21 protein-coding genes and 1 pseudogene are annotated in these 21,620 nt (G+C 58.5%); 10 read left to right on the top strand and 12 right to left on the bottom strand.

What is annotated here, in order from left to right:
* Positions 1–10 precede the first annotated feature (10 nt).
* From merD to ACW4TB_RS20660, 3 genes and pseudogenes are all read left to right on the top strand, one after another.
* Positions 11–376, top strand: coding sequence for a mercury resistance co-regulator MerD (merD, locus tag ACW4TB_RS20670; RefSeq protein ID WP_000995360.1), 366 nt, complete (start codon positions 11–13; stop codon positions 374–376).
* Positions 373–609, top strand: coding sequence for a broad-spectrum mercury transporter MerE (gene merE / locus ACW4TB_RS20665; protein ID WP_003132004.1), 237 nt, complete (start codon positions 373–375; stop codon positions 607–609). The genes merD and merE overlap by 4 nt, the downstream gene beginning before the upstream one ends.
* A 35-nt stretch (positions 610–644) precedes the next feature.
* Positions 645–1,151, top strand: a pseudogene (locus ACW4TB_RS20660) (EAL domain-containing protein); the annotation flags it as partial.
* Positions 1,152–1,180: 29 nt separating this feature from the next.
* On the opposite strand, the gene ACW4TB_RS20655 reads toward ACW4TB_RS20660, so the two are convergent.
* From ACW4TB_RS20655 to ACW4TB_RS20635, 5 genes are read right to left on the bottom strand one after another with little or no spacing between them, the layout of a single operon-like run.
* Positions 1,181–1,552 carry a hypothetical protein gene (locus tag ACW4TB_RS20655; RefSeq protein ID WP_023103794.1) on the bottom strand — a complete coding sequence of 124 codons (372 nt, stop codon included), beginning with the start codon at positions 1,550–1,552 and terminating at the stop codon, positions 1,181–1,183.
* On the bottom strand, positions 1,549–1,875 hold the full coding sequence (locus ACW4TB_RS20650) for a hypothetical protein (RefSeq protein WP_000091614.1): 327 nt from the start codon (positions 1,873–1,875) through the stop codon (positions 1,549–1,551). The genes ACW4TB_RS20655 and ACW4TB_RS20650 overlap by 4 nt, the downstream gene beginning before the upstream one ends.
* A gap of 23 nt (positions 1,876–1,898) precedes the next feature.
* Positions 1,899–2,234, bottom strand: a complete 336-nt coding sequence (locus tag ACW4TB_RS20645) for a hypothetical protein (protein ID WP_000741275.1) — start codon at positions 2,232–2,234, stop codon at positions 1,899–1,901.
* 14 nt (positions 2,235–2,248) lie between these two features.
* The gene (locus tag ACW4TB_RS20640) at positions 2,249–2,584 is read right to left on the bottom strand and encodes a helix-turn-helix domain-containing protein (RefSeq protein WP_001172026.1); all 336 of its coding nucleotides are present in this window, start codon (positions 2,582–2,584) and stop codon (positions 2,249–2,251) included.
* Complete coding sequence (locus ACW4TB_RS20635; RefSeq protein WP_003151133.1) at positions 2,565–2,942, bottom strand: type II toxin-antitoxin system RelE/ParE family toxin; 378 nt, start codon at positions 2,940–2,942, stop codon at positions 2,565–2,567. Before ACW4TB_RS20635 ends, ACW4TB_RS20640 begins: the two co-directional genes overlap by 20 nt.
* Positions 2,943–3,133: 191 nt before the next feature.
* On the opposite strand from ACW4TB_RS20635, the gene ACW4TB_RS20630 reads away from it, so the two are divergent.
* The 3 genes from ACW4TB_RS20630 to ACW4TB_RS20620 all read left to right on the top strand — a co-directional run bounded on the left by ACW4TB_RS20630 (position 3,134) and on the right by ACW4TB_RS20620 (position 8,157).
* Positions 3,134–3,736, top strand: coding sequence for a recombinase family protein (locus tag ACW4TB_RS20630; protein WP_010465829.1), 603 nt, complete (start codon positions 3,134–3,136; stop codon positions 3,734–3,736).
* Positions 3,720–6,749, top strand: coding sequence for a Tn3 family transposase (locus ACW4TB_RS20625; protein WP_010799689.1), 3,030 nt, complete (start codon positions 3,720–3,722; stop codon positions 6,747–6,749). Before ACW4TB_RS20630 ends, ACW4TB_RS20625 begins: the two co-directional genes overlap by 17 nt.
* Positions 6,750–6,870: 121 nt before the next feature.
* On the top strand, positions 6,871–8,157 hold the full coding sequence (locus ACW4TB_RS20620) for an OmpP1/FadL family transporter (protein ID WP_020302086.1): 1,287 nt from the start codon (positions 6,871–6,873) through the stop codon (positions 8,155–8,157).
* A gap of 60 nt (positions 8,158–8,217) precedes the next feature.
* Here ACW4TB_RS20620 and ACW4TB_RS20615 read toward each other — a convergent pair whose 3' ends face one another.
* Entirely contained in the window at positions 8,218–9,303 is a 1,086-nt protein-coding gene (locus tag ACW4TB_RS20615; RefSeq protein ID WP_020302085.1) for a hypothetical protein, read from the bottom strand.
* 928 nt (positions 9,304–10,231) lie between these two features.
* Here ACW4TB_RS20615 and ACW4TB_RS20610 point away from each other — a divergent pair.
* Positions 10,232–10,558 (top strand): hypothetical protein, encoded by a 327-nt coding sequence (locus tag ACW4TB_RS20610; protein WP_225786277.1) that lies wholly within the window; start codon positions 10,232–10,234, stop codon positions 10,556–10,558.
* Positions 10,559–10,610: 52 nt separating this feature from the next.
* Here the strand turns inward: ACW4TB_RS20610 and istB are convergent, their stop codons facing one another.
* Positions 10,611–11,366, bottom strand: a complete 756-nt coding sequence (gene istB, locus ACW4TB_RS20605; protein ID WP_034000379.1) for an IS21-like element ISPre4 family helper ATPase IstB — start codon at positions 11,364–11,366, stop codon at positions 10,611–10,613.
* Positions 11,367–11,386: 20 nt separating this feature from the next.
* The gene (gene istA / locus ACW4TB_RS20600) at positions 11,387–12,892 is read right to left on the bottom strand and encodes an IS21 family transposase (protein ID WP_121757886.1); all 1,506 of its coding nucleotides are present in this window, start codon (positions 12,890–12,892) and stop codon (positions 11,387–11,389) included.
* Between the two features lie 149 nt (positions 12,893–13,041).
* Here istA and ACW4TB_RS20595 point away from each other — a divergent pair, with 149 nt between their 5' ends.
* From ACW4TB_RS20595 to ACW4TB_RS20585, 3 genes are read left to right on the top strand one after another with little or no spacing between them, the layout of a single operon-like run.
* Entirely contained in the window at positions 13,042–13,281 is a 240-nt protein-coding gene (locus ACW4TB_RS20595; protein ID WP_017335987.1) for a ribbon-helix-helix domain-containing protein, read from the top strand.
* Positions 13,281–13,691 (top strand): putative toxin-antitoxin system toxin component, PIN family, encoded by a 411-nt coding sequence (locus ACW4TB_RS20590; RefSeq protein ID WP_017335986.1) that lies wholly within the window; start codon positions 13,281–13,283, stop codon positions 13,689–13,691. The genes ACW4TB_RS20595 and ACW4TB_RS20590 overlap by 1 nt, the downstream gene beginning before the upstream one ends.
* Positions 13,692–13,694: 3 nt before the next feature.
* Complete coding sequence (locus ACW4TB_RS20585) at positions 13,695–16,688, top strand: Tn3 family transposase (RefSeq protein ID WP_017335985.1); 2,994 nt, start codon at positions 13,695–13,697, stop codon at positions 16,686–16,688.
* Between the two features lie 102 nt (positions 16,689–16,790).
* Here the strand turns inward: ACW4TB_RS20585 and ACW4TB_RS20580 are convergent, their stop codons facing one another.
* The 4 genes from ACW4TB_RS20580 to chrA all read right to left on the bottom strand — a co-directional run bounded on the left by ACW4TB_RS20580 (position 16,791) and on the right by chrA (position 21,245).
* Positions 16,791–17,642 carry a universal stress protein gene (locus ACW4TB_RS20580; protein WP_017735064.1) on the bottom strand — a complete coding sequence of 284 codons (852 nt, stop codon included), beginning with the start codon at positions 17,640–17,642 and terminating at the stop codon, positions 16,791–16,793.
* A gap of 11 nt (positions 17,643–17,653) precedes the next feature.
* Positions 17,654–19,141 carry a SulP family inorganic anion transporter gene (locus ACW4TB_RS20575; protein ID WP_017735063.1) on the bottom strand — a complete coding sequence of 496 codons (1,488 nt, stop codon included), beginning with the start codon at positions 19,139–19,141 and terminating at the stop codon, positions 17,654–17,656.
* 582 nt (positions 19,142–19,723) lie between these two features.
* Positions 19,724–20,029, bottom strand: a complete 306-nt coding sequence (locus ACW4TB_RS20570) for a PadR family transcriptional regulator (RefSeq protein WP_017335982.1) — start codon at positions 20,027–20,029, stop codon at positions 19,724–19,726.
* A gap of 10 nt (positions 20,030–20,039) precedes the next feature.
* Complete coding sequence (gene chrA, locus ACW4TB_RS20565; RefSeq protein WP_017735062.1) at positions 20,040–21,245, bottom strand: chromate efflux transporter; 1,206 nt, start codon at positions 21,243–21,245, stop codon at positions 20,040–20,042.
* Between the last annotated feature and the right edge of the window lie 375 nt (positions 21,246–21,620).

Below are 21,620 nucleotides of genomic sequence, written 5' to 3'. Positions count from 1 at the left end.
GAGGTGTTCAATGAACGCCTACACGGTGTCCCGGCTGGCTCTTGATGCCGGGGTGAGCGTGCATATCGTGCGCGACTACCTGCTGCGCGGATTGCTGCGCCCGGTGGCGTGCACACCAGGCGGCTACGGCTTGTTCGATGACGCCGCCTTGCAACGGCTGTGCTTCGTGCGGGCGGCCTTCGAGGCGGGCATCGGCCTCGACGCGCTGGCGCGGCTGTGCCGGGCGCTGGATGCGGCGGACGGCGACGAAGCGGCCGCGCAGCTTGCCCTGCTGCGTCAGTTCGTCGAGCGTCGGCGCGAAGCGTTGGCCGATCTGGAAGTGCAGTTGGCCACCCTGCCGACCGAGCCGGCACAGCACGCGGAGAGTCTGCCATGAACAACCCCGAGCGCTTGCCGTCCGAGACGCACAAACCGATCACCGGCTACCTGTGGGGCGGACTGGCTGTGCTGACTTGCCCCTGCCACCTGCCCATCCTCGCTGTCGTGCTGGCCGGCACAACCGCCGGTGCTTTCCTCGGCGAGCATTGGGTCATCGCGGCGCTCGGTTTGACCGGCCTGTTCCTTCTGTCCCTGTCGCGGGCGTTGCGGGCATTCAGGGAAAGAGAATGAGCGCTTTCCGGCCGGATGGATGGACGACGCCGGAACTGGCCCAAGCGGTCGAGCGCGGGCAGCTTGAACTGCACTACCAGCCCGTCGTCGATCTGCGCAGTGGTGGGATTGTCGGCGCGGAAGCCCTGTTGCGCTGGCGTCATCCGACGCTTGGACTATTGCCACCGGGCCAGTTCCTGCCCGTGGTCGAATCGTCCGGCCTGATGCCTGAAATCGGCGCTTGGGTGCTGGGCGAAGCCTGCCGCCAGATGCGTGACTGGCGAATGCTGGCATGGCGACCGTTCCGGCTGGCCGTCAATGTTTCGGCGAGCCAAGTGGGACCGGACTTCGACGGGTGGGTAAAGGGCGTGCTGGCTGATGCCGAGTTGCCCGCCGAGTATCTCGAAATCGAGCTGACCGAATCGGTCGCGTTTGGTGATCCGGCGATCTTCCCCGCCCTGGACGCCTTGCGGCAGATCGGTGTGCGCTTCGCCGCCGATGACTTCGGGACGGGGTATTCCTGTCTGCAACATCTGAAGTGCTGCCCAATCAGGGGTTGTAAGCCGGAAACCCAGAAATTTCCGTCAGCCGATCAACATGGCTTGTCTCGCGCTTGGTCGATGAGTTCCTGCATCGCCCGCATGACTTCTTCGTGGGTGTACGACTTGGCGTTGGGGTCGTCGGCCTCTCGGAGAGCTTCCTCGACCTCGCGGGTCATCCGCACATATTCTTCCGGCCACAGCGCTTGCTCCATGCGCAGCGACGCCTGCCCAAGCAGGTGCAGCAGGCCGAACAGCCGCATGTCATTGGTGGCGACGACGTGCTCTCGAATCCGCTCCTGGATCACCTCGCAGGCCCGATGCGCCTCTGGCGTCGCCGTGCCCTCGTAGCCGGCTGGGAGTTCTGCTTCTTCAGCGATTCGCGCCCAAGCGATAGCCAGCGCCTCGATGGTGGACAGGTTCATTTGCTCATCCACTTGCGCAGCAGACGCTTTTTCAGGGAGGCGCGCTCTTGCGGATTGCGTCCCTTGTGGTTGGCAATGCGATCCGCCGTGGCGGCCTGGCGCTTGATGGGCCAGTAGGAGCGGCCATCCTTACCCATCGACCAGACGTTGCTGACCTGGTTTTCCAGTAGAGGCAGATGGGCGCATAGAGCTTCCGGCGACGCGCTGGCCAGCGCGGTGCGCTCGTGAGTTCGCCAGCGCTGATGCCAGAGTTTCTTGTCCTCGCGCTCGCTACGGCAGGTCGTGTGCCCAACGATGGGCGTTTTGCGGCGGCTGCGGCTCATGATGTGGTTGTCTCCAAGAACATTCAGGACAGGCTTTCTGGGTAGAGCGCCGTCAACCGGGACAGGGTTTCTTGCACTTGTTCCAGCGAGGTCATCAGATGATCAACCTGATCCTGAAGATCCACGGCGAGATCAAATAGCTCAGCCACTCGGCTGCGTGATCCCTCGTTGAACGCGGCCATTGCCAGTTGATGCAGCTTCAACAGGTCGGTGCGCAGTTGCGGAGGTGCGCCGTCTGCGCTGTCATTCAAATCGCCGCGCAGCACGTCCACGGCATCGACTGCACGCAGCAGTGCCGTGGTATCGAAATTCTCGGGAGTCAGTTCGTCCCATTCGTCGTCGGTGATGCGGGCTGCCATCAGGAGAGCTCCGATTAAGCGGTTGCGAGCGTTAGATGCCCGATCGGCTCGGCTGCTGGCCGTACCTTGATTTCGATGTCGTAGCCGAGGCGATTCAGACAATCCATCAGCTTGCGTTCGGATAGATTGGTGAAGTCGCCGCGCATCATGCCCGACACCTTCGGTTGCGGGATGCCCATGCGTTTGGCCGCCGCTTGTTGAGTCAGCCCAAGGGCGCGCATGGCCCTCCTGATCTCGACCACCAGGCCGGTCTTGATCTTGAGCTTTTCAGCGTCAGGCAGTCCAAGGTCGGCAAAGACGTTGCCCGAGCTGCGCTGAACCTCGACGCCTTCAATGATTCGTTTTTGCATTTCGTAGCTCCTGTGCCAATACCTCGGCCACCTTCAGCCGAGCGCGGATGATGTCCATGTCGGCCTTTGGCGTGGCGATTCCGCTCTTGCTCTTCTTCTGGAAGCAGTGCAGGACGAACACCGCTTCCGCAAACTTGACCGTGTATACCGCTCGATAGGTGCCGCCGGCATCGTCTTCGACGACCTCCAGCACGCCGGCACCACCGAACCCCTTGAGCACCTTTGCTGCGTCATCCTGATCGCCTATCTGCGCCAACGAGAGCGCGTAACCGAAACGGCGACGCACGTCGGACGGCAACGCCATCAAATCCTTGTGGCTGCTCGCGATCCATTCGAGCGGTTTTTCTTTGTTTGTCATGACGGAATTTTATACCTGTTCAGGTAATGATGTAAACGCGGCAACCTCAAGGAGGTGTCGTAAAACATTTGTTTTGCGACAGGCTGTCAGCCGCCGCTGTGCTACCTGTGCAACACCCCCTCAAAAATGTACGGAAAACTCTATCGCTATTCACTATTATGCGGAAACCTGTTTTTGATGGTTATCCGCCTATGTTGGTTGGCTACATGCGCGTGTCGTCGGACTCCGACCGCCAGAGCACGGACTTGCAGCGCGACGCGCTGCTCGCCGCCGGCGTCGATCCGCGTCACCTGTTTGAGGATCGTGCCTCTGGCGCGAAGGATGACCGTGCCGGCTTGGCGCGGGCGCTTGAGTTCGTTCGAGCCGGCGATGTGCTGGTGGTGTGGAAACTCGACCGGCTCGGTCGCTCGCTGTCGCACCTGCTCGCCATTGTGACTTCGCTCAAGGACAAGCGGGTGGCGTTCCGCTCGCTGACAGAGAACCTGGACACTACGACGCCCTCGGGCGAATTCCTGTTCCAGGTGTTCGGTGCGCTCGCGCAGTACGAGCGCGCCTTGATTCAGGAGCGCGTCGTCGCGGGCTTGGCCGCCGCACGCAAACGCGGCCGGATCGGCGGCCGGCCGCAGGCGATCACTGGTGAGAAGCTGGACGCCATCGTCGCCGCGCTCGATGGCGGCATGTCTAAGGCGGCGGTGTGCCGCAACTTCAATGTCAAGCGCACTACGTTGATCGAAACATTGACGCGAGCAGGTTGGCGTGGTGCGGGAAGGACGGTCGATGAGCAACAAGAATAAGCTACTCACCGTCTTTTCTGACGCAGAGCAGGAAGCCTTGTACGGCCTACCGGACTTCGACGATGCTCAGCGGCTGGAATACCTGGCGTTGACCGAATCTGAACTGGCGTTCGCCAGCAGCCGGCCTAGCCTGCAGGCCCAAGTCTATTGCGTCTTGCAGATCGGCTACTTCAAGGCCAAGCATGCTTTCTTCCGCTTCGATTGGCATGAGGTCGAGGACGATTGCGCCTTCGTGCTGAGTCGCTATTTCCACGGCGAAGCGTTCGAACGCAAGGCGATCACCAAGCATGAGCACTACAGCCAGAGGGGTCAGATCGCCGAACTGTTCGGCTACCGGTCGTGGGCGGCTAGCTTCCTGCCGCAACTGGCACAGCAGGCTGAACAGATCGTGCGGCGCGACGTAATGCCAGGATTCGTGGCCGCCGAACTGATCGTTTGGCTCAGCGAGCACAAAATCATCCGGCCCGGCCACACCACCTTACAAGAGCTGGTCAGTGAAGCCCTGTCCACCGAACGCAGGCGCTTGGGCGGCTTGCTGGCAGAAGTGTTGGACGAATCGGCCAAAGCTGCGCTGGGCCAGCTCCTGGTGCGTGACGACACCCTGTCTCAACTGGCAGCGCTCAAGCAGGACGCTAAAGATTTCGGCTGGCGTCAGATGGCAGGGGAGCGCGAGAAGCGCGCCACGCTGAAGTCCTTGCACGGGATCGCCAAGGCGCTGCTGCCCAAGCTCGGCATCTCGCAGCAGAACCTGCTGTACTACGCGAGCCTGGCGAACTTCTATACCGTCCATGACCTGCGCCACCTGAAGGCGGAGCAGACCCGGCTCTACCTGCTGTGCTATGCCTGGGTACGTTACCGGCAGCTCACCGACAACCTGGTCGACGCGATGGCCTTCCACATGAAAAAACTTGAGGACGAGAGCCGCACGGGTGCGAAACAGTCCTTTGTCGCCGAACAGCTGCGACGCCATCAGGAAACGCCGCAGGTTGGCCGCCTGCTGTCGCTGTACGTGGACGACAGCGTGGCCGATCCGACGCCGTTCGGCGAGGTGCGCCAACGCGCCTACAAAATCATGTCCAGGGAATTGCTGCAAAACACGGCGCAGCGCATGAGCGTCAAGCCACTGAACAAACTGGCGCTGCACTGGCAGGCGGTGGACGGCCTGGCCGAACGCATTCGACGCCATCTACGGCCGCTGTACGTCGCGCTCGACTTCGCCGGCACGGCCCCCGATAACCCATGGCTCGCGGCGCTGACTTGGGCCAAGAGCGTGTTCGCCAAGCAGCAGCGCCTATCACAACGGCCACTCGACGAATGTCCGGCGGCAACGCTGCCGAAACGCTTGCGTCCGTACCTGCTGATGTTCGATGCCGAAGGCACGCCGACAGGCCTGCATGCCGATCGTTACGAATTCTGGCTTTACCGTCAGGTCAGGAAACGCTTCCAGGCGGGCGAGCTCTACATTGACGACAGCTTGCAGCACCGGCATTTGTCCGACGAGTTGGTTTCGATGGACGAGAAAGCCGCCGTGCTCGCGCAGATGGACATCCCCTTCCTGCGGCAGCCGGTCAGTGCCCAGCTCGATGCACTGGCGGCCGAGTTGCGTGCGCAATGGGTGGCGTTCAATCGCGAGCTGAAACAGGGCAAGCTGACGCACCTGGAATACGACAAGGACACGCAGAGACTGACCTGGCGCAAGCCCAAGGGGGAGAACCAGAAGGCGCGCGAGCAAGCTCTCTACGAGCAACTGCCATACTGCGATGTCGCCGACGTGTTTCGCTTCGTCAACGGTCAGTGCCAGTTCCTGTCGGCGCTGACACCATTGCAGCCACGCTATGCGAAGAAGGTAGCCGACGCCGACAGTCTGATGGCGGTGATCATTGCCCAAGCCATGAACCACGGCAACCAGGTTATGGCACGTACCAGCGACATCCCGTACCACGTCCTGGAGAGTACCTACCAGCAGTACCTGCGCCAGGCGACGCTACATGTGGCCAACGATTGCATCAGCAACGCCATCGCCGCACTGCCGATCTTCCCGCATTACTCGTTCGACCTCGATTCGTTGTACGGTGCCGTTGATGGGCAGAAATTCGGCGTCGAGCGACCAACTGTGAAGGCGCGCTACTCGCGCAAATATTTCGGCCGCGGCAAGGGCGTCGTCGCCTACACGCTGCTGTGCAATCACGTGCCGTTGAACGGCTACCTGATAGGCGCACACGAGTACGAGGCTCACCACGTGTTCGACATCTGGTACCGCAACACGTCGGACATCGTGCCGAGCGCGATCACCGGCGACATGCACAGCATCAACAAGGCCAACTTCGCCATCCTGCACTGGTTCGGACTTCGTTTCGAGCCGCGCTTCACCGACCTCGACGACCAGTTGCAGGAGCTGTATTGCGCCGATGATCTGGCATTGTACGAGAAATGCCTGATCCGGCCGGCTGGCCAGATCGACCGGCAACTCATCGTCGGTGAGAAGGCGAACATCGACCGAATCGTCGCCACACTGGGCCTGAAGGAAATGACGCAGGGCACGCTGATCCGCAAGCTGTGCACCTATACGGCGCCGAACCCGACGCGGCGCGCAATCTTCGAGTTCGACAAGCTCATCCGCAGTATCTACACACTGCGCTACCTGCGCGACCCGCAACTGGAGCGTAATGTTCACCGCTCGCAGAACCGCATTGAGTCCTATCACCAGCTACGCTCGACCATCGCCCAAGTCGGTGGGAAGAAGGAATTGACCGGCCGCACCGACATCGAAATCGAGATCAGCAACCAGTGCGCCAGGCTGATCGGCAACGCGATCATCTTCTACAACTCGGCGATCCTGTCCCTGCTGCTGACGAAGTACGAGGCAGCTGGCAATGCCAAGGCGCTGGCGTTGATCACGCAGATGTCGCCAGCGGCCTGGCGGCACATCCTGCTGAACGGGCATTACACCTTCCAGACTGACGGCAAGTTCATCGACCTGGATGCGCTCGTGGCGGGACTGGAGCTGGGCTGACGGAAATTTCTGGGATTCCGGCGTACAACCCCAATACAGGCAATACAGGCAATACAGGCTATGGCGTTGCGAGCATTTTATTGGTAATTTCGTCGGCGCTGACCACCAAGGATTAATAATAATGAAAAAAGTGCTTCTCAAGAACACCATCGGTTTCGCTGTGGCCGTGGCATCCACTCAACTCTTCGCCGCTGGATTCGCTCTTAACGAACAAAGCATCAGCGGGATGGGCACTGGTTTTGCCGGCCGCTCTTCTTCTGCCGATGACGCCAGCACTGTATTTGGTAACCCAGCCGGTATGGCACGCCTTAAGCGGGAACAAGTGACCGTAGGCGCGGCTGCCATTCTCGCCAAGTCAGATATCAGCAGAGACGGCAGCAATTCCCCAGGCGGCAGCTTCGATGGCGACATGGTTCCCACCGTTGGCGTACCGATGGGCTATTACGTCAAGCCAATTGATGATCAATGGGCGGTCGGATTTGGTATTTACGCACCGTTCGGCCTGGCCACCGATTATGAAAACGGATTTGCCGGCCGTTACTTCGGTAGCTACAGCAAAGTTTCGGTTGTGACTCTGCAGCCGACCGTCAGCTACGCCTTCAATGACAAGATTTCGATCGGTTTCGGTCCGACCATCAACCGTATTGACGGCACATTGAAGTCTGATGTCCGCAGCAACTTTGCTGGTACGAACGACGGCGAAGTGAAAATCAGCGGGGACGACACTGCCGTTGGCTACAACATCGGCGTCATGATCCAGGCCACTGACAGCACGCGTCTAGGTCTAACCTACCACTCGATGGTTGATTACAAGCTCGACGGCAAAACAAGGATCACTGGTGCTCCGTTCAGCGTTTTCAGTGGCACCAAGTTTGATGCCTCACTGAAAATCAAGACCCCTGAGTCCGTGGATTTCTCGGTTACCCACGAGCTGACCGACGACGTGACCCTTTACGTCGGCAGCACCTGGACCCGCTGGAGCCGCCTGGAGGACATCACAGTCAACAATAGTGGCGTACCTGCGCAGTTGGGCGGCAGCTCTGGCGCAATTGGCACTATCAGTGAGCCACAGAACTGGCACGACACTTGGGCCCACGCCATCGGTGCTAGCTACAAGGTCAACAAAGAATGGACTCTGCGTACCGGCCTCTCGGTCGACCAGTCGCCTACCAACAACGAAGATCGTTCGCCACGGATCCCGACCGGCGACCGCACCGTGTTCAGCCTTGGTGCTGGCTGGAGCCCAACCGAAGACATCACTGTCGACATGGCATACTCCTACCTGATGGAGGAAGACGTTAAAGTCAGCAGCTCGAAGCCTCTTGCCCCAGGTGTAAACACCACCTACAACGCCAAGTATGAAAACAGCGCACACGGCCTCGGCCTCGGCCTGACCTATCGCTTCTAAGCGTTAGTTGGTCTAACAAAAGCCCCAGCCATGTGCTGGGGCTTTTTTTAATCCTTTGGCTTAGGCTTGAAACGAATTGGCTTCTGAACCAGGGACTAGCGGAAATTGAGTCAATTGTCCGGTCTCACCTGGTTGTGCGCTTGGCAATGCTTCCATCTTCCCGCTGGTTAAGCCCCGACTGAGCGAGAGGAAAAGGGCAGTTGGGGCGCCATTTCTTGGTCCTCGGCAAATAGGTATTCCCAGGGAGCGACGACATTGACCGACCGATCCTTTTGTAAATGCGCCGCCGAGCAAGGCCGCGACCTCTGAGTCTTTAATTTTGCCCAGTAACGCAATGCGTTCGGCCGTCCAGACCTTATGGTGCCGCTTGATCCCCAACTTCTTTCGAAGTATTGAAAGTGTGGTTGATGAGTAGCCAAACCTGGCCACCAAATCACGATCGGCTACCTTCCCAAGCAAGGACAACATTTCTTCGGGGTACTTAGGCACATTTACACTCGAAATGCCCCGGGCTTTGCGCTCTTTCTTCAGGTAGTGCAGGGTGAAACCGAACTCAGTGGATAGGTCCTGATCAGATCGCACCCCCAGCTGACTGACCAGCTCCTGCGGCAATTTTACTATCTCGCGTTTTTTTGCGTTGGGCGTTTGAGTTGGTGTGGTTGCAGGCTTAACCGTGGAGGCTATGCCCATTTTTTTTCGAAGTGCACAGACGGTTGCGATATGGTACCCAAACTGCTCACCGACCTCCCGGTCAGTAACCTTCCCCAGCAGCTGAACCATTTCTTCCGGGTATACACCACGTTTGAACTGGTCGATACCCAAGGCAAGCCGCTTCTGCTTCAAGAAGTAAGCCGAAATACCACATTCAACCGAAAGATCGCGATCCGAGCGCTTGCCGAGTTGCAGGATCACAGCTTCGGGGATCTCATTCAGTTTGTGGCTATTTGACTTGCGTTGGGCTCGTTCGCTCATAAATCGTTTCTTATTAGTCAATTCTTTCGGAAAAGCGTCGCGATTCAACACTCGTTTCAGACGGTGGTTCTTCTTGCCGGTGGCATCGACTAGGAACAGCAACTGCATGCCCCGTTCGGCCATGGCGCGAAACTGTTCTGGGGGCACCTGGTCGAGGTTGGTCGAAGAAATCATGCCGCTGATTGTGCCAGAGCAGACTCTCAGCGGCGACTAACAGATTGGCCCCAAGGCCATGGCCTAAAACATCGTGATTGAGCTACCAGCACCGATTCTTTTCCAAGGCTACCCACCCCAGCACGAGAGCTTGAAGTTGCTCGGCATCCAATCGGCTTCAGAGCCGTGTCGTGCGGGAATTGGCAAACAGATGAGCACAGTACCTACTCGCCGCACCTAACATTACAACAGCCCGCGCCATTACGGTTTCAGTGCCAATGCGCATGCCCACCTAGAATGGCTGAAAATGGTGCCCACTTAATTTGAGTGGACACCATAGCCTCAAGCGATGGCATCAGTTAGGTGTGTTTCCCGGACGCTTAGAGCGCCAGTTAAAGCTGGCGGAGGATAGTCGATGAAAGTTCGATACTGGTAAGAAATGGCGAATCAACCAGACCCCGAGTCATGCATGTTGCACCGTGAGGTGCAGGGTGAAGCGTTGACAGGGGAAACCGATGGGCCAGCCATTGAGCCGCGTAATCAGGAATTCGGGATGCCGATGCTGTTAAGCGAAGCAGAAGGCAACACGGAGCATGGCGTTATACGCCAGTCATGCTCTGATCCCGCGCGGTCGGAGACCCTGTGCACGTCGGGAAGTCCTCCGCACAGAAACTGGGAGATCTCAGCGGTGCCCAGTGCGCAAGCACCGGGCGGAGCAGGAAAGGCCAAAAGCCGTAACCCTGCTGTTCACGTCGCTGAGAAGTCGGATACGTCCGTAGTACCTGAGAAGCCATCGAACAAAGGGCCTGGCCCTGCGGAGATAGTGGAGGAAAGGGACGTAGCCAAGGGAAACACCAACAGGCCTCCCGCGCCCCGGACACTGAGCCGGATCAGCTGCGCGTCGATGGGACTTGACGGTGTACGTGAAGCAGCCCGAAGGAACAAGGGCATGCAGTTCACGGCATTGCTTCACCACATCACACCGCAGTTATTGGCGCAGAGCTTCTATGCCCTGCGCCGCGATGCAGCGGTGGGCGTGGACGGCATGTCGTGGCGAGAATATGAGGAAGGTCTTCTCCAGCGGGTGAACGATTTGCACGGAAGGCTTCACAGTGGAGCCTATCGGGCAACGCCGTCGCGGCGAGTCTATATCCCCAAAGCCGACGGCAGACAGCGTCCGCTGGGTATTGCCTCTCTGGAGTGCGGATTCCACGACACTTGGACACTCAGCCCACGATCATTTGGACACTCGTTCCATGCTCACTTGGACACCTGATCCACGTCCACTTGGACAGGCAGTCGGAGCGCAGCGACGCAGGTTTGCATTGTTAGTCTGAAGTCTCTGTCGCCGTCAATTTCGTTGCGCGTCTGCGCATCGATTCGCCCTTCAGTTCGATCCGATAAGCGTTGTGCACCAGCCGGTCGAGGATCGCATCGCCCAAGGTCGGGTCGCCGATCAGCGCATGCCATTTGTCCACCGGCATCTGGCTGGTGACCAGCGTCGAGCGGTTGCCGTAGCGGTCGTCCAGCAGTTCAAGCATGTCGCGCCGCTGCGCAGCGGTAAACGGCGCCAAGCCCCAGTCGTCCAGGATCAGCAGGTCGGTCTTGGCATAGCCGGCCATGAGTTTGGCGAAACGGCCGTCGCCGTGAGCCAGGCCCAGCTCCTCCATCAAGCGCGGCAAGCGCAGGTAGCGCACGCTGTAACCGTCGCGGCAGGCCTTGTGAGCCAGCGCGCAGGCGAGCCAGGTTTTGCCTACGCCCGTTGGGCCGCCGATGATCAGGTTCAGGCCGTCGCGCAGCCATTGGCCGCTGCCCAGTTGCAGGATCAGGGACTTGTCCAGGCCGCGTGGGCTGCGGTAATCGATGTCTTCCAGGCAGGCGTTATGGCGCAGTCGTGCCAGTTTCAGGCGGCTGCTCAGACGCGTGTTTTCACGTTCGGTCAGCTCGCGGTCGACCATCAGGCCGAGGCGTTCGTCGAAGCTCAGATCATTGATATCGGGCGTGGCGTGTTGCTCGCTCAGCGCCTTGATCATGCCGTGCAGGCGCAGGGTTTGCAGCTTGTCGAGTGTCGGGTTGGGCAGCATTTTGGTGCTCCTTTTTCAGGTCAGTGGTAGTAGCCAGGGCCGCGCAGGTTGATGTGTTCGTCGGGCAGTAGCGGCAGGTTTTGCTGGGACAGCGGTAGCTTTTCCAGCCCTTGGCGCAGGATCGATTCAAGGCTTTTGTAGCTGCACGCGCCCAGTGCCAGCGCTCGCTGGCAAGCGGCTTCCAGCCGCTCTTCGCCGTGCTGCTTGCTCAGGCGCAGGATGCCCAGGCAGGCGCGGAAGCCGTGCTGAGGATGGATTCGGCGCTCAAGGATGTAGGCGATAACGCCAGCGGTGTTAGGCCCGGTCTGCTCGGCCCAGCGGATCAGCCGTTGCGGTGTCCATTCGGCGTGCTCCCGGTGGCTCTTGGGCATGTGCTCGGTTTGGGTGGTGTGGCGGCCTTTGTGCAGCGAGCGCAGGTGACTGGCCACCCGCTGGTTGGCGTGGAAGCACTCGACGGTCTTAGCGGTTAGCCGCACTTCGAGTTGGTGCTTCACCAGCTGGTACGGCACCGAGTAGTAATGGCCCTCGACCTCGACGTGATAGTCGATGTGCACCCGCGCCTTTTTCCATTCGGCGTAGACATACGGATGTTCTGGTAGCGGTTGCAGTGCGGGTTGGTCGATGGTCTCGAAGGCCGAGCGGCGTGAGCCGGGCAGCTTCTTGAAGGGCTTTTGATTGAGGCGTTCGAGCAGCAGGCTGATTGCCGTGTTGAGTTCTCCGAGCGAGAAGAACTGGCGGTTGCGCAGCACTGCCAGGATCCAGCGCTCGACCACTTGCACACCCACTTCAACCTTGGCTTTGTCCTTGGGTTTACGCGAACGCGCGGGCAGTACGGCTACGCCGTAATGCTCGGCGAGATCGCGGTAACTGGGGTTGATGTCCGGCTCGTAGCGATGCGCCTTGGTGACGCCACTGCGCAGATTATCGGGCACCAGGATCTGCGATGTGCCGCCGAAAAAAGCAAAACAGCGGGCGTGCGAGCCCAGCCAGTCGGGCAGTTTCTGCGACCAGGTGGCCTCGGCAAAGGTGTAGCTGGACGCGCCGAGGACGGCGACGAAGATCTGGGCCTGACGGATTTCACCGGTCTGTCGGTCGATGATGGGCGCGGTCTGTCCGGCGTAATCGACGAACAGCTTTTCGCCGGCACGGTGCTCCTGGCGCATGACAACGTCGACCTTGGCGGCCCAGAGGCGGTAGTGCTCGCAGAACCAGCTGTATTGGAAGCCTTGCGGGTGAGCGAGTCGATATTCCTGCCAGAGTAGGGCCAAAGTGACGCCGGGGCGGCGTAACTCGGCATGCGCCCAAGACCAGTCAGGCATCGGACGTTGATCGCTGGGAACTGTTGGTGCTGGAGGGAACAGGCATCGCTCCAGTTCGGCATCCGATAACAATGTCGGCCAACTCAGCCCGCAAGCGTTGAAACGGTGCAAGTAATTGCCCGCACTGCCGCTACTGATGCGCAGGCTGGCGGCGATCTTGCGCACGGACAGGCCAGCGTCGAACTTTAGACGGGGTTCGGGGAGCAATGGAACAGTAAACGCACTTAAGCCCAGTACCTGCCCGCAAACCAGCGCTCTGTCTGGGGAGTACGATAAAACCAGGGTTTTATCGAACCGTTGCGGCGCAGTGAGGATCGAGTGTATAAACACATAAACACCTAACATTGGAAAAAGTCATGAATACCACTCGCTGGAACGTCGCCGTCTCCACCGACACCGACCAATCGCTTCGCATGTTTCTGGCCAGCCAAGGCGGTGGCCGTAAGGGCGACCTGTCGCGCTTCATCGAAGAAGCGGTGCGGGCACACATCCTGGAGCTGAGCGCCGAACAGGCCAAGGTTTCCAATGCCCATCTGAGTGAGGCCGAACTGACCGAAGCGGTTGAAGAAGCGCTCGACTGGGCGCGTAAGCGCTGATGCGGGTTGTATTGGATACCAACATTCTGTTCAGTGCGCTGATCTCACCGCATGGGTCTCCTGATGCGATCTATCGGGCCTGGCGTTCAGCTCGCTTCGAGGTGGTGACTTCACGGGCACAGCTCGACGAAATTCGTCGCGCCAGTCGTTACCCCAAGCTTCAGGCCATCCTTCAGCCTGCCAAAGTGGGGGCCATGATCAATAACCTGCAACGCGCCGTGGTATTGGAGCGGTTGACCATTGAGGTTGAAGCCGATGATCCGGATGACTCTTTTCTGCTGGCCATGGCTTTGGCGGGCAATGCGGACTACCTAGTAACCGGTGATCGACGCGCAGGCCTCTTGCAGCGCGGACATATCGAACGCACGCGGATTGTCACCCCCGCCGTGTTCTGCGCCGAGGTACTGTGATCGATGCCGGTTGGTTTTCTGACTCAGGAGCAACGCGACGGCTTTGGTCGCTACATCGATGCGCCCAGCCGTGATGAACTGGAGCGCTACTTCCACCTGAGCGATGAAGACCGTGAAGCCGTCCAGGTACTACGGGGCAACCATAACCGCTTGGGCTATGCCGTTCTGCTGACTACCGTTCGCTTCGTCGGTGTTTTGCCGGACAAACCCACGGCTGTGCCGGTGGAAGTCCTGCTTGTGCTTTGTCGGCAATTGGCAATCGCCGACCCTGACTGTCTTGTACGTTATAGCGATCATCGTCGCTGGATACATGCGGCCGATATTCAAGAGCGCTATGGCTATCGCCACTTTACTGACCCAGGCATCGGCTTTCGTTTGAGCCGATGGCTGTATGCCCTTTGCTGGACTGGTACTGATCGTCCTGGCGTGCTGTTCGAACGAGCTACCTCATGGCTGCTCACACAGAAAGTCCTATTGCCCGGAATTTCCCAGTTAGAGCGCTTCATTGCCCAACTGCGTAGCCGGGTTGAAGAACGCCTCTGGTACACCTTGGGCCGCAGCGTGACCGAGGAGCAAAGACAGCACCTACAAGACTTGCTTCTGGTGGCCGAAGGCAACCGTAGTTCCCGACTGGATCAACTACGCTCCGGCCCGGTGATGGTCAGTGGCCCTGCACTGGTTCGGGCGCTGCGTCGGCTGGATGATGTACGCGGGTTGGGTATCGCCTTACCGGCAGCTGCGCATATCCCTCCCAGCCGCATTGCCGCCCTGGCTCGCTTTGCCAACACCGCGAAGGTCACGGCCATCAATCGACTGCCGGCGTCGCGCCGGTTGGCGACGTTGGTGGCATTCGCGGTTTCCTTGGAAGCCAGTGCGCACGACGATGCTCTGGAAGTTCTGGAAGCGCTACTGCGTGATATCTTCAACAACGCAGAGAAGGCTGACAAGAAGGCTCGGTTGCGTAGTCTAAAAGACCTGGATCGCTCGGCGGCAATGCTCGCCGCTGCGTGCAAGGTCGTGCTGGATAGCTCGATCAGCGATGACAATGTCCGTGCCCGGCTGTTCAACGACCTGCCACGTGTCACGCTGGAGAAAGCCCTGGAAGAGGTCAATGCGTTGATCCGTCCGGCCAACGATGTGTTTTACCTCGCTCTGGAGGAGCGCTACCGCAGCGTGCGCCGTTTCCTTCCTGACTTATTGAAACATATTCGCTTCGGCTTCAGCCCGGCGGGTAAGGGTGTGGCGGCTAGTTTGGACTGGTTGCAACTGAACTTGCCTCGCAGGAAGCCGGAGGATGACGTGCCGCAGGAGATCGTGGCCAAGGCTTGGCAGAACCACATCACTCGCGAAGATGGCTCCCTCGACATGGGCGCCTATGTCTTCTGCACGCTTGATGCACTACGCACGGCCCTACGCCGCCGCGATGTCTTTGTTGCACCCAGTTGGCGCTATGCCGACCCGCGTATCGGTCTGCTCGATGGTGCAGAATGGCTGTCGGCGCGACCGATCATCTGTCGCTCACTGGGCCTGACTGTGGACGCCAAAACCACCTTGGACGCCTTGTCTGCCGAGCTGGATGCGACTTGGTACGCAGTCGCCGCTCGCCTGCCCGACAATCCTGCGATCCAGTTGAGTGAGAATACAGAGGGCAAAACCGAGCTGTCCCTCGGAGCGCTGGAGAAGCTGGAAGAGCCCAACTCGTTGCTGCAACTGCGTGCAGCCGTGGCCGACTTGATGCCGCGTGTCGATTTGCCGGAAATCCTGTTAGAAATCGCCGCTCGTACCGGCTTCACTGAAGCCTTCACCCATGTGTCCGAACGCAATGCGCGGGCCGACAACTTGGTGACGAGTTTGTGCGCAGTGCTCTTGGGAGGAGCCTGTAACACCGGCCTGGAGCCCTTGACTCGCAACGACAACCAAGCGCTGCGCCGTGACCGGCTGTCCTGGGTGAGCCAGAACTATCTCCGTGACGATACCCTGTCGGCAGCCAATGCCATTTTGGTGGCTGCGCAGAGTCAACTGGAGCTGGCTCAGGTCTGGGGCGGCGGCGAGGTGGCCTCCGCCGATGGCATGCGTTTTGTCGTACCTGTGCGTACCGTACATGCCGGCCCTAACCCGAAGTATTTCGGTACCGGCCGGGGCGTCACCTGGTACAACCTGATCTCCGACCAGTTTTCCGGTCTTAACGCCATTACGGTGCCCGGCACCCTGCGCGACAGCCTAGTATTGCTCGCGGTTGTGCTGGAACAACAGACCGAATTGCAGCCCACACAAATCATGACCGATACCGGTGCTTACAGCGATGTGGTGTTCGGGTTATTCCGTCTGCTCGGTTATCACTTCTGCCCGCGCCTGGCTGATGTCGGCGGTACCCGCTTCTGGCGCACCCGCCCGGACGCGGATTACGGCAAGCTCAACGGACTTGCTCGCCAGTCAGTCAAGCTCGACCTGATCGCCGAGCACTGGGATGACCTGTTGCGTTTGGCTGGCTCACTCAAACTTGGCCGAGTGCCGGCGACAGGCATCATGCGCACCCTACAAACGGGAGATCGTCCGACCCGTCTGGCCCAGGCGTTGGCAGAGTTCGGACGGATCGAGAAAACCCTGCATACGTTGACCTACATTGATGATGAGTCCAAGCGCCGCGCCACCCTGACCCAACTGAATCGCGGCGAAGGCCGACACAGCCTGGCTCGCGCCGTGTTCCATGGCAAACGAGGCGAGCTTCGCCAGCGCTACCGAGAAGGCCAGGAGGATCAACTCGGTGCCCTGGGCCTGGTGGTAAATATCATTGTGCTATGGAATACCCTCTACATGACGGCTGCCGTGGAGCGGTTAAAGCAGCACGGCTACCCGGTACAGGACGAAGACCTGGCTCGTTTGTCGCCGCTGATCTTCGAGCACATCAATATGTTGGGACGGTACTCCTTCGCGGTACCAGAAGAGGTCGCCCGAGGTGAGCTACGGCCACTGCGTAATCCAGACGACGATATTTAGGTGCGCAGGTCGAACTCAGTGGGCTATGTTGTCAGATAGCTTAGATGGGATTGACCACAGCATTTCTCAATAAGTAGAAACACTGTGGCTTAGAGAGTTATCTCAGCGCAGCAGCAATACAGGCATGGTGGCTGTTCGAAGCATCGTCGTAGTCGTGCTTCCTACCAAAAACTGCCTGATGCGTGAATGCCCATAGGCACCCATGACCAGCAGATCAATGCCGTGCTCTGTCTGATAATCGTGCAGAGCCGACTCCACCTCACCTTGTCTGATTTCAGCTTGGACTAGGAAGCCAGCCGAGAGAAGCATGCTTTGTGCTTTTCCCAGTGCCTCGTGATTGCTCACCGAATCTGCACCGACCGTAACAAGATGAATGGGCAAGTCTTTGCAAAGCGAACTGGCGGCAAACATTTGGATGGTTTTGTAGGCTGTGGAGCTGCCGTCAAATGCGAGCATCACCTTTTCGGGCTTTTTATAGCTGTTGGCTGTGATCAGGATAGGCCGGTGAATTGTTCGCACTACAGCTTCTATCTGGCTGCCAAGGCTGTGCGCGTTGCGTGAGTTGTCTTCACCCACTCTTCCTATCACCAACAGTCGAATATCCTCCTGAAGGTCGCTCAGACTTTCTACCAAGTGTCCGTGGCGCTGCTTCAGCTCAGGAAACGCAGCGCCGGAAATGACCGTTCGCTCCCTGGCCTTTTCCAGCATGTGTTGGCCCTGTTCCAGAGCGAGTCTGGCGCGTTGGGCATCCAATGTAGCCAGCTCCTCCAGCAGATGCTCTCGACTGCCGAGACCAATATTTCCACTTAGGTCAGCTGCTGCTGGGTATTTCTCTTCATCCAATACGTGAAGCAAGGTAAGAGGCGCGTTGAGTCGCTGCGACGCCCATGCTGCGTAGTCGCAGACCGCCAATGAGGATTGTGAGTTATCAATACATGCCATTACGTGGGTCATTGTCGATCTCCTTAGTGGCTCATGAGCTTGTCGATGGCGCCAGGTTTGTCATGCACGCCAAAGCGGTCAACGATTGTGGCGCTGGCCTCATTTAGACCCAGCACTTCAACCTCGGCGCCCTCGCGACGGAACTTGATTACCACTTTATCCAGCGCGGCGACGGCGGTGATATCCCAGAAATGCGCCTGTGTCAGATCGATGGTGACCTTGTTGAGCGCTTCCTTGAAGTCAAAAACTTCGGTGAACTTGTCTGCCGAGCTGAAGAACACCTGGCCTACCACGCGGTAAGTCCGATGCGACTCCGTCTCTTCAAGACTGCTCTTGATATCGAGGTAATGTCCGACCTTGTTCGCAAAGAACAACGAAGCCAGCAGTACGCCGACCAACACGCCGTAAGCCAGATTATGCGTTGCCACGACCACCACAACGGTCGCGACCATGACGAGGTTGGTCGACAGTGGGTGCTCTTTCAGATTGCGCAAGGAATCCCAGCTAAAGGTGCCGATGGATACCATGATCATCACAGCAACCAATGCAGCCATCGGGATCTTGGAGAGCCATTCGCCGAGGAAAACGACCATCAGCAGCAAGAAAATGCCCGCGCACAATGTGGAGAGACGGGTACGTCCACCGGATTTCACGTTGATGATCGACTGGCCGATCATGGCGCAGCCTGCCATACCGCCGAGCATCCCGGCAGCGATGTTGGCAATGCCTTGACCCTTGCATTCACGGTTTTTGTTGCTGGTGGTATCGGTCAAATCGTCGACGATGGTCGCGGTCATCATGGACTCAAGCAGACCTACTACGGCCAAGGCGGCTGAGTACGGGAAGATGATGCGCAGAGTTTCAACGTTCAGCGGGACTTCAGGCCACAGGAAAATCGGCAGCGTGTCCGGCAGTTCGCCCATGTCACCCACAGTGCGGATATCCAGACCGAGGTAAATAGCAATGGCCGTCAGGGCCAGGATGCACACCAGCGGCGAGGGAATCAGCTTGCCGATCTTCGGTACATACGGAAACAGATAGATTATTCCGAGGCCCACTACGGTCATGGCGTAAACGTGCCAGGTCACGTTGGTCAATTCAGGTAACTGCGCCATGAAAATCAGAATCGCCAATGCATTCACAAAGCCTGTGACTACCGAGCGCGAAACAAAGCGCATCAGAGAGCCCAGTTTCAGGTATCCAGCGAGGATTTGAAGCGCCCCGCAGAGCAAGGTGGCTGCCAGCAAATACTGAAGCCCGTGATCTTTTACCAGGGTGACCATCAGCAGTGCCATCGCACCGGTAGCTGCCGAGATCATGCCGGGTCGACCGCCGACGAAGGCGATGACAGCACAGATACAGAAGGAGGCGTAGAGACCAACCTTGGGGTCGACGCCGGCAATGATAGAGAAAGCAATGGCCTCCGGGATCAGCGCGAGCGCGACCACGATCCCCGCGAGCACGTCTCCACGGACGTTGGAAAACCACGTTTGTTTGAGCGATTGCAGCATCAGAATATCCAAGGCAATGCACCACACGCACACCAGGCAGATGGCGAGCGCGTCGATACGAATTCAAGTTGTGAGGATTATTTGGCTGTGTGCCTTGGGTGTAAAAACCGGGCATACAGCAGTACGCGACCGCGAGCGAAACTAGCGGAAGCGAGATGTTGCGAGGGGGCGTAGCGCTAAGGCGGCGTAGGCTGCCAGTAGATCGTTTGGAGTACAGTCATGCTGGTGTTCCTGTAGCTCAAGAGGTATGGCTGAGCGATAAAGTATACAGTGAAGATATCGTCAAATGCGACCTGCTGCCTCGTTTGGGTCAGTTCTTCCAGCCGTGCTGATCTCCCTAGGGCAAGTCTTTCTAGATTAAACCGCGACGAACTCCGCTGTCAGGCAGTGTACACATGGTGGAGAGATCAATTCAGATCCTCCTGGGGTCGATAGAGAAATCGGAAAAAATCGTACGCTAAGCATTCGGCCTGTCAGGTTGAGGCCATAGAGATTGACGCCTTGGCGTCAGAAAATGCAGAAAGCGGCCCTAGTCTGACGCGGTGCCAGTGAACCGCCTGACGCCGAGTTGAAGCCGTAAACTCAGCAACCTTCGATCAACTCGCCGAACAGTTCCTTAACCTTTGCACGTGCCTCGACCAGCGCAACTTGGCCTTGCTCAGTGATCTCATAGACACGCCGTTCACGTCGCCCGGTGCGTTCGTGGCGTGAGGTCAAATAGCCCTTCTTTTCCAGCCCGTGCAGCATTGGGTATACCGTCCCGGCGCTCAGCTCGTAGCCGTGTCGTTGCAGTTCTTCGATGATTCCCAGTCCGAAGACGGGCTTCTCGGCTGCATGGTGAAGTATGTGCAGGCGGATCAACCCGCCGTACAGGTCTTTATCTGTCATTTTTCGTGCCTCACAGCGCGATACTCAACAGCCAACCCGCTGCACCGCTGCCGACGACAACTAGCCACGGCGGGAGCTTCCAGAACATCAGTGCGACAAGGGCGACCAGGGCCAAGACAAAGTCTTGCGGCTGAAATATGGCGCTAGTCCATACAGGGTGATAGAACGCGGCCAGCAGCAGGCCAACCACCGCCGCATTGACCCCAGCCAGCGCGGCTTGCATGCCTGTATTGCGACGCAGGCGCTCCCAAAATGGCATGGCTCCCACAACCAGCAGAAAAGAGGGTGCGAAGATAGCCAGTAGGCACACAATACCGCCGACCCAGCCAGAGGGAGCGGTGCTCATCGAAGCACCAAGGAACGCGGCGAATGTGAACAATGGGCCGGGCACCGCTTGAGCCGCCCCGTACCCCGCGAGGAAGGATTCATTACTGACCCAGCCGGAGGACACCACTTCGGCTTGCAGCAGCGGCAACACAACGTGGCCACCACCGAACACTAGTGACCCCACACGATAGAAGGCGTCCACTACCACCATCGTTGGACTTGGCAGCAATTTTGCCAAGATCGGTAGGCCAATCAGCAGGGCAAAAAATAACGATAGCCAAAGTGCGCCGGCCCGGTGACTGACCGTGATAGGTAGTGGGTCGTGCTCAACAGTATGTGCTGGCTTGAACAATAGTCGGCCTATGATGCCTGCGGCAGCAATCACACCAACCTGCCCCCACGCGGACGGTACGAGCAGGACAGCACAGGCGGCAATCGCCATTATTGTGACTCTCAGCCCATCCGTACACAGGTTGCGCGCCATGCCCCATACCGCTTGGGCGACTACGGCAACGGCCACCACTTTTAGGCCATGCAACGCGCCCGGCGAAACGGAATCCCCATAGTTGGAAATGCCCAGCGCGAACAGGATTAAAGCTACGGCCGAAGGCAGCGTAAAGCCTGTCCAAGCAGCCAGCGCCCCGCTATATCCAGCCCGTGATAGCCCCAACGCTATGCCGACCTGGCTGCTTGCTGGGCCTGGAAGAAATTGGCACAGCGCCACTAAATCAGCATAGCTGCGTTCAGACAACCAGCGCCGTCGTGTGACGAACTCGTCACGGAAATAGCCTAAGTGCACGATGGGGCCGCCGAAGGAGGTCAATCCAAGGCGTAGAAAAATAAGAAAAACCGACCATGGGCTGCGGTCATCGGTGGAGGTATTAGTCATGCGTTGGCCTACCTGATTTTCCACAGATTAATCCATAATAATCGAACTTCGATAACGAAATTCGATTTTATAGCTGCCCAAAACGACTGGAGTACCGTGCAATTCGTACTGGGTGTCGCAATGCAAGTAATCGATGTTGTGCTAGCCGCTGGTTTTGTCTGCTAGCACAGTTCATTAGCAAAACACGCTTGGCCTTAGCGTACGATTTTTTCCGTTTTCTCTATTGCCCCCCTCCTGGTCACTCCGAATGCAAATAACTGGTCAAGAATGCAGCCGGCTGGTCAATAACGGCGCCAATGGGTGGTCAAGTTGCGCAATGGTTTTATCGAGTCGGATGCCTGGGAAGAGGGCTCTGAACGGAGCTAGTCGGGCTTA

This window comes from Lelliottia jeotgali, assembly GCF_977070485.1.
This window is presented reverse-complemented; position numbering and strand designations above follow the sequence as displayed.

Excerpts from the sequence above, each read along its gene's own strand:
- merD (WP_000995360.1), top strand. The coding sequence starts at position 11 with ATGAACGCCTACACGGTGTCCCGGCTGGCTCTTGATGCCGGGGTGAGC.
- merE (WP_003132004.1), top strand. The coding sequence starts at position 373 with ATGAACAACCCCGAGCGCTTGCCGTCCGAGACGCACAAACCGATCACC.
- ACW4TB_RS20655 (WP_023103794.1), bottom strand. The coding sequence starts at position 1,552 with ATGAACCTGTCCACCATCGAGGCGCTGGCTATCGCTTGGGCGCGAATC.
- ACW4TB_RS20650 (WP_000091614.1), bottom strand. The coding sequence starts at position 1,875 with ATGAGCCGCAGCCGCCGCAAAACGCCCATCGTTGGGCACACGACCTGC.
- ACW4TB_RS20645 (WP_000741275.1), bottom strand. The coding sequence starts at position 2,234 with ATGGCAGCCCGCATCACCGACGACGAATGGGACGAACTGACTCCCGAG.
- ACW4TB_RS20640 (WP_001172026.1), bottom strand. The coding sequence starts at position 2,584 with ATGCAAAAACGAATCATTGAAGGCGTCGAGGTTCAGCGCAGCTCGGGC.
- ACW4TB_RS20635 (WP_003151133.1), bottom strand. The coding sequence starts at position 2,942 with ATGACAAACAAAGAAAAACCGCTCGAATGGATCGCGAGCAGCCACAAG.
- ACW4TB_RS20630 (WP_010465829.1), top strand. The coding sequence starts at position 3,134 with ATGTTGGTTGGCTACATGCGCGTGTCGTCGGACTCCGACCGCCAGAGC.
- ACW4TB_RS20625 (WP_010799689.1), top strand. The coding sequence starts at position 3,720 with ATGAGCAACAAGAATAAGCTACTCACCGTCTTTTCTGACGCAGAGCAG.
- ACW4TB_RS20620 (WP_020302086.1), top strand. The coding sequence starts at position 6,871 with ATGAAAAAAGTGCTTCTCAAGAACACCATCGGTTTCGCTGTGGCCGTG.
- ACW4TB_RS20615 (WP_020302085.1), bottom strand. The coding sequence starts at position 9,303 with ATGATTTCTTCGACCAACCTCGACCAGGTGCCCCCAGAACAGTTTCGC.
- ACW4TB_RS20610 (WP_225786277.1), top strand. The coding sequence starts at position 10,232 with ATGCAGTTCACGGCATTGCTTCACCACATCACACCGCAGTTATTGGCG.
- istB (WP_034000379.1), bottom strand. The coding sequence starts at position 11,366 with ATGCTGCCCAACCCGACACTCGACAAGCTGCAAACCCTGCGCCTGCAC.
- ACW4TB_RS20595 (WP_017335987.1), top strand. The coding sequence starts at position 13,042 with ATGAATACCACTCGCTGGAACGTCGCCGTCTCCACCGACACCGACCAA.
- ACW4TB_RS20590 (WP_017335986.1), top strand. The coding sequence starts at position 13,281 with ATGCGGGTTGTATTGGATACCAACATTCTGTTCAGTGCGCTGATCTCA.
- ACW4TB_RS20585 (WP_017335985.1), top strand. The coding sequence starts at position 13,695 with ATGCCGGTTGGTTTTCTGACTCAGGAGCAACGCGACGGCTTTGGTCGC.
- ACW4TB_RS20580 (WP_017735064.1), bottom strand. The coding sequence starts at position 17,642 with ATGACCCACGTAATGGCATGTATTGATAACTCACAATCCTCATTGGCG.
- ACW4TB_RS20575 (WP_017735063.1), bottom strand. The coding sequence starts at position 19,141 with ATGCTGCAATCGCTCAAACAAACGTGGTTTTCCAACGTCCGTGGAGAC.
- ACW4TB_RS20570 (WP_017335982.1), bottom strand. The coding sequence starts at position 20,029 with ATGACAGATAAAGACCTGTACGGCGGGTTGATCCGCCTGCACATACTT.
- chrA (WP_017735062.1), bottom strand. The coding sequence starts at position 21,245 with ATGACTAATACCTCCACCGATGACCGCAGCCCATGGTCGGTTTTTCTT.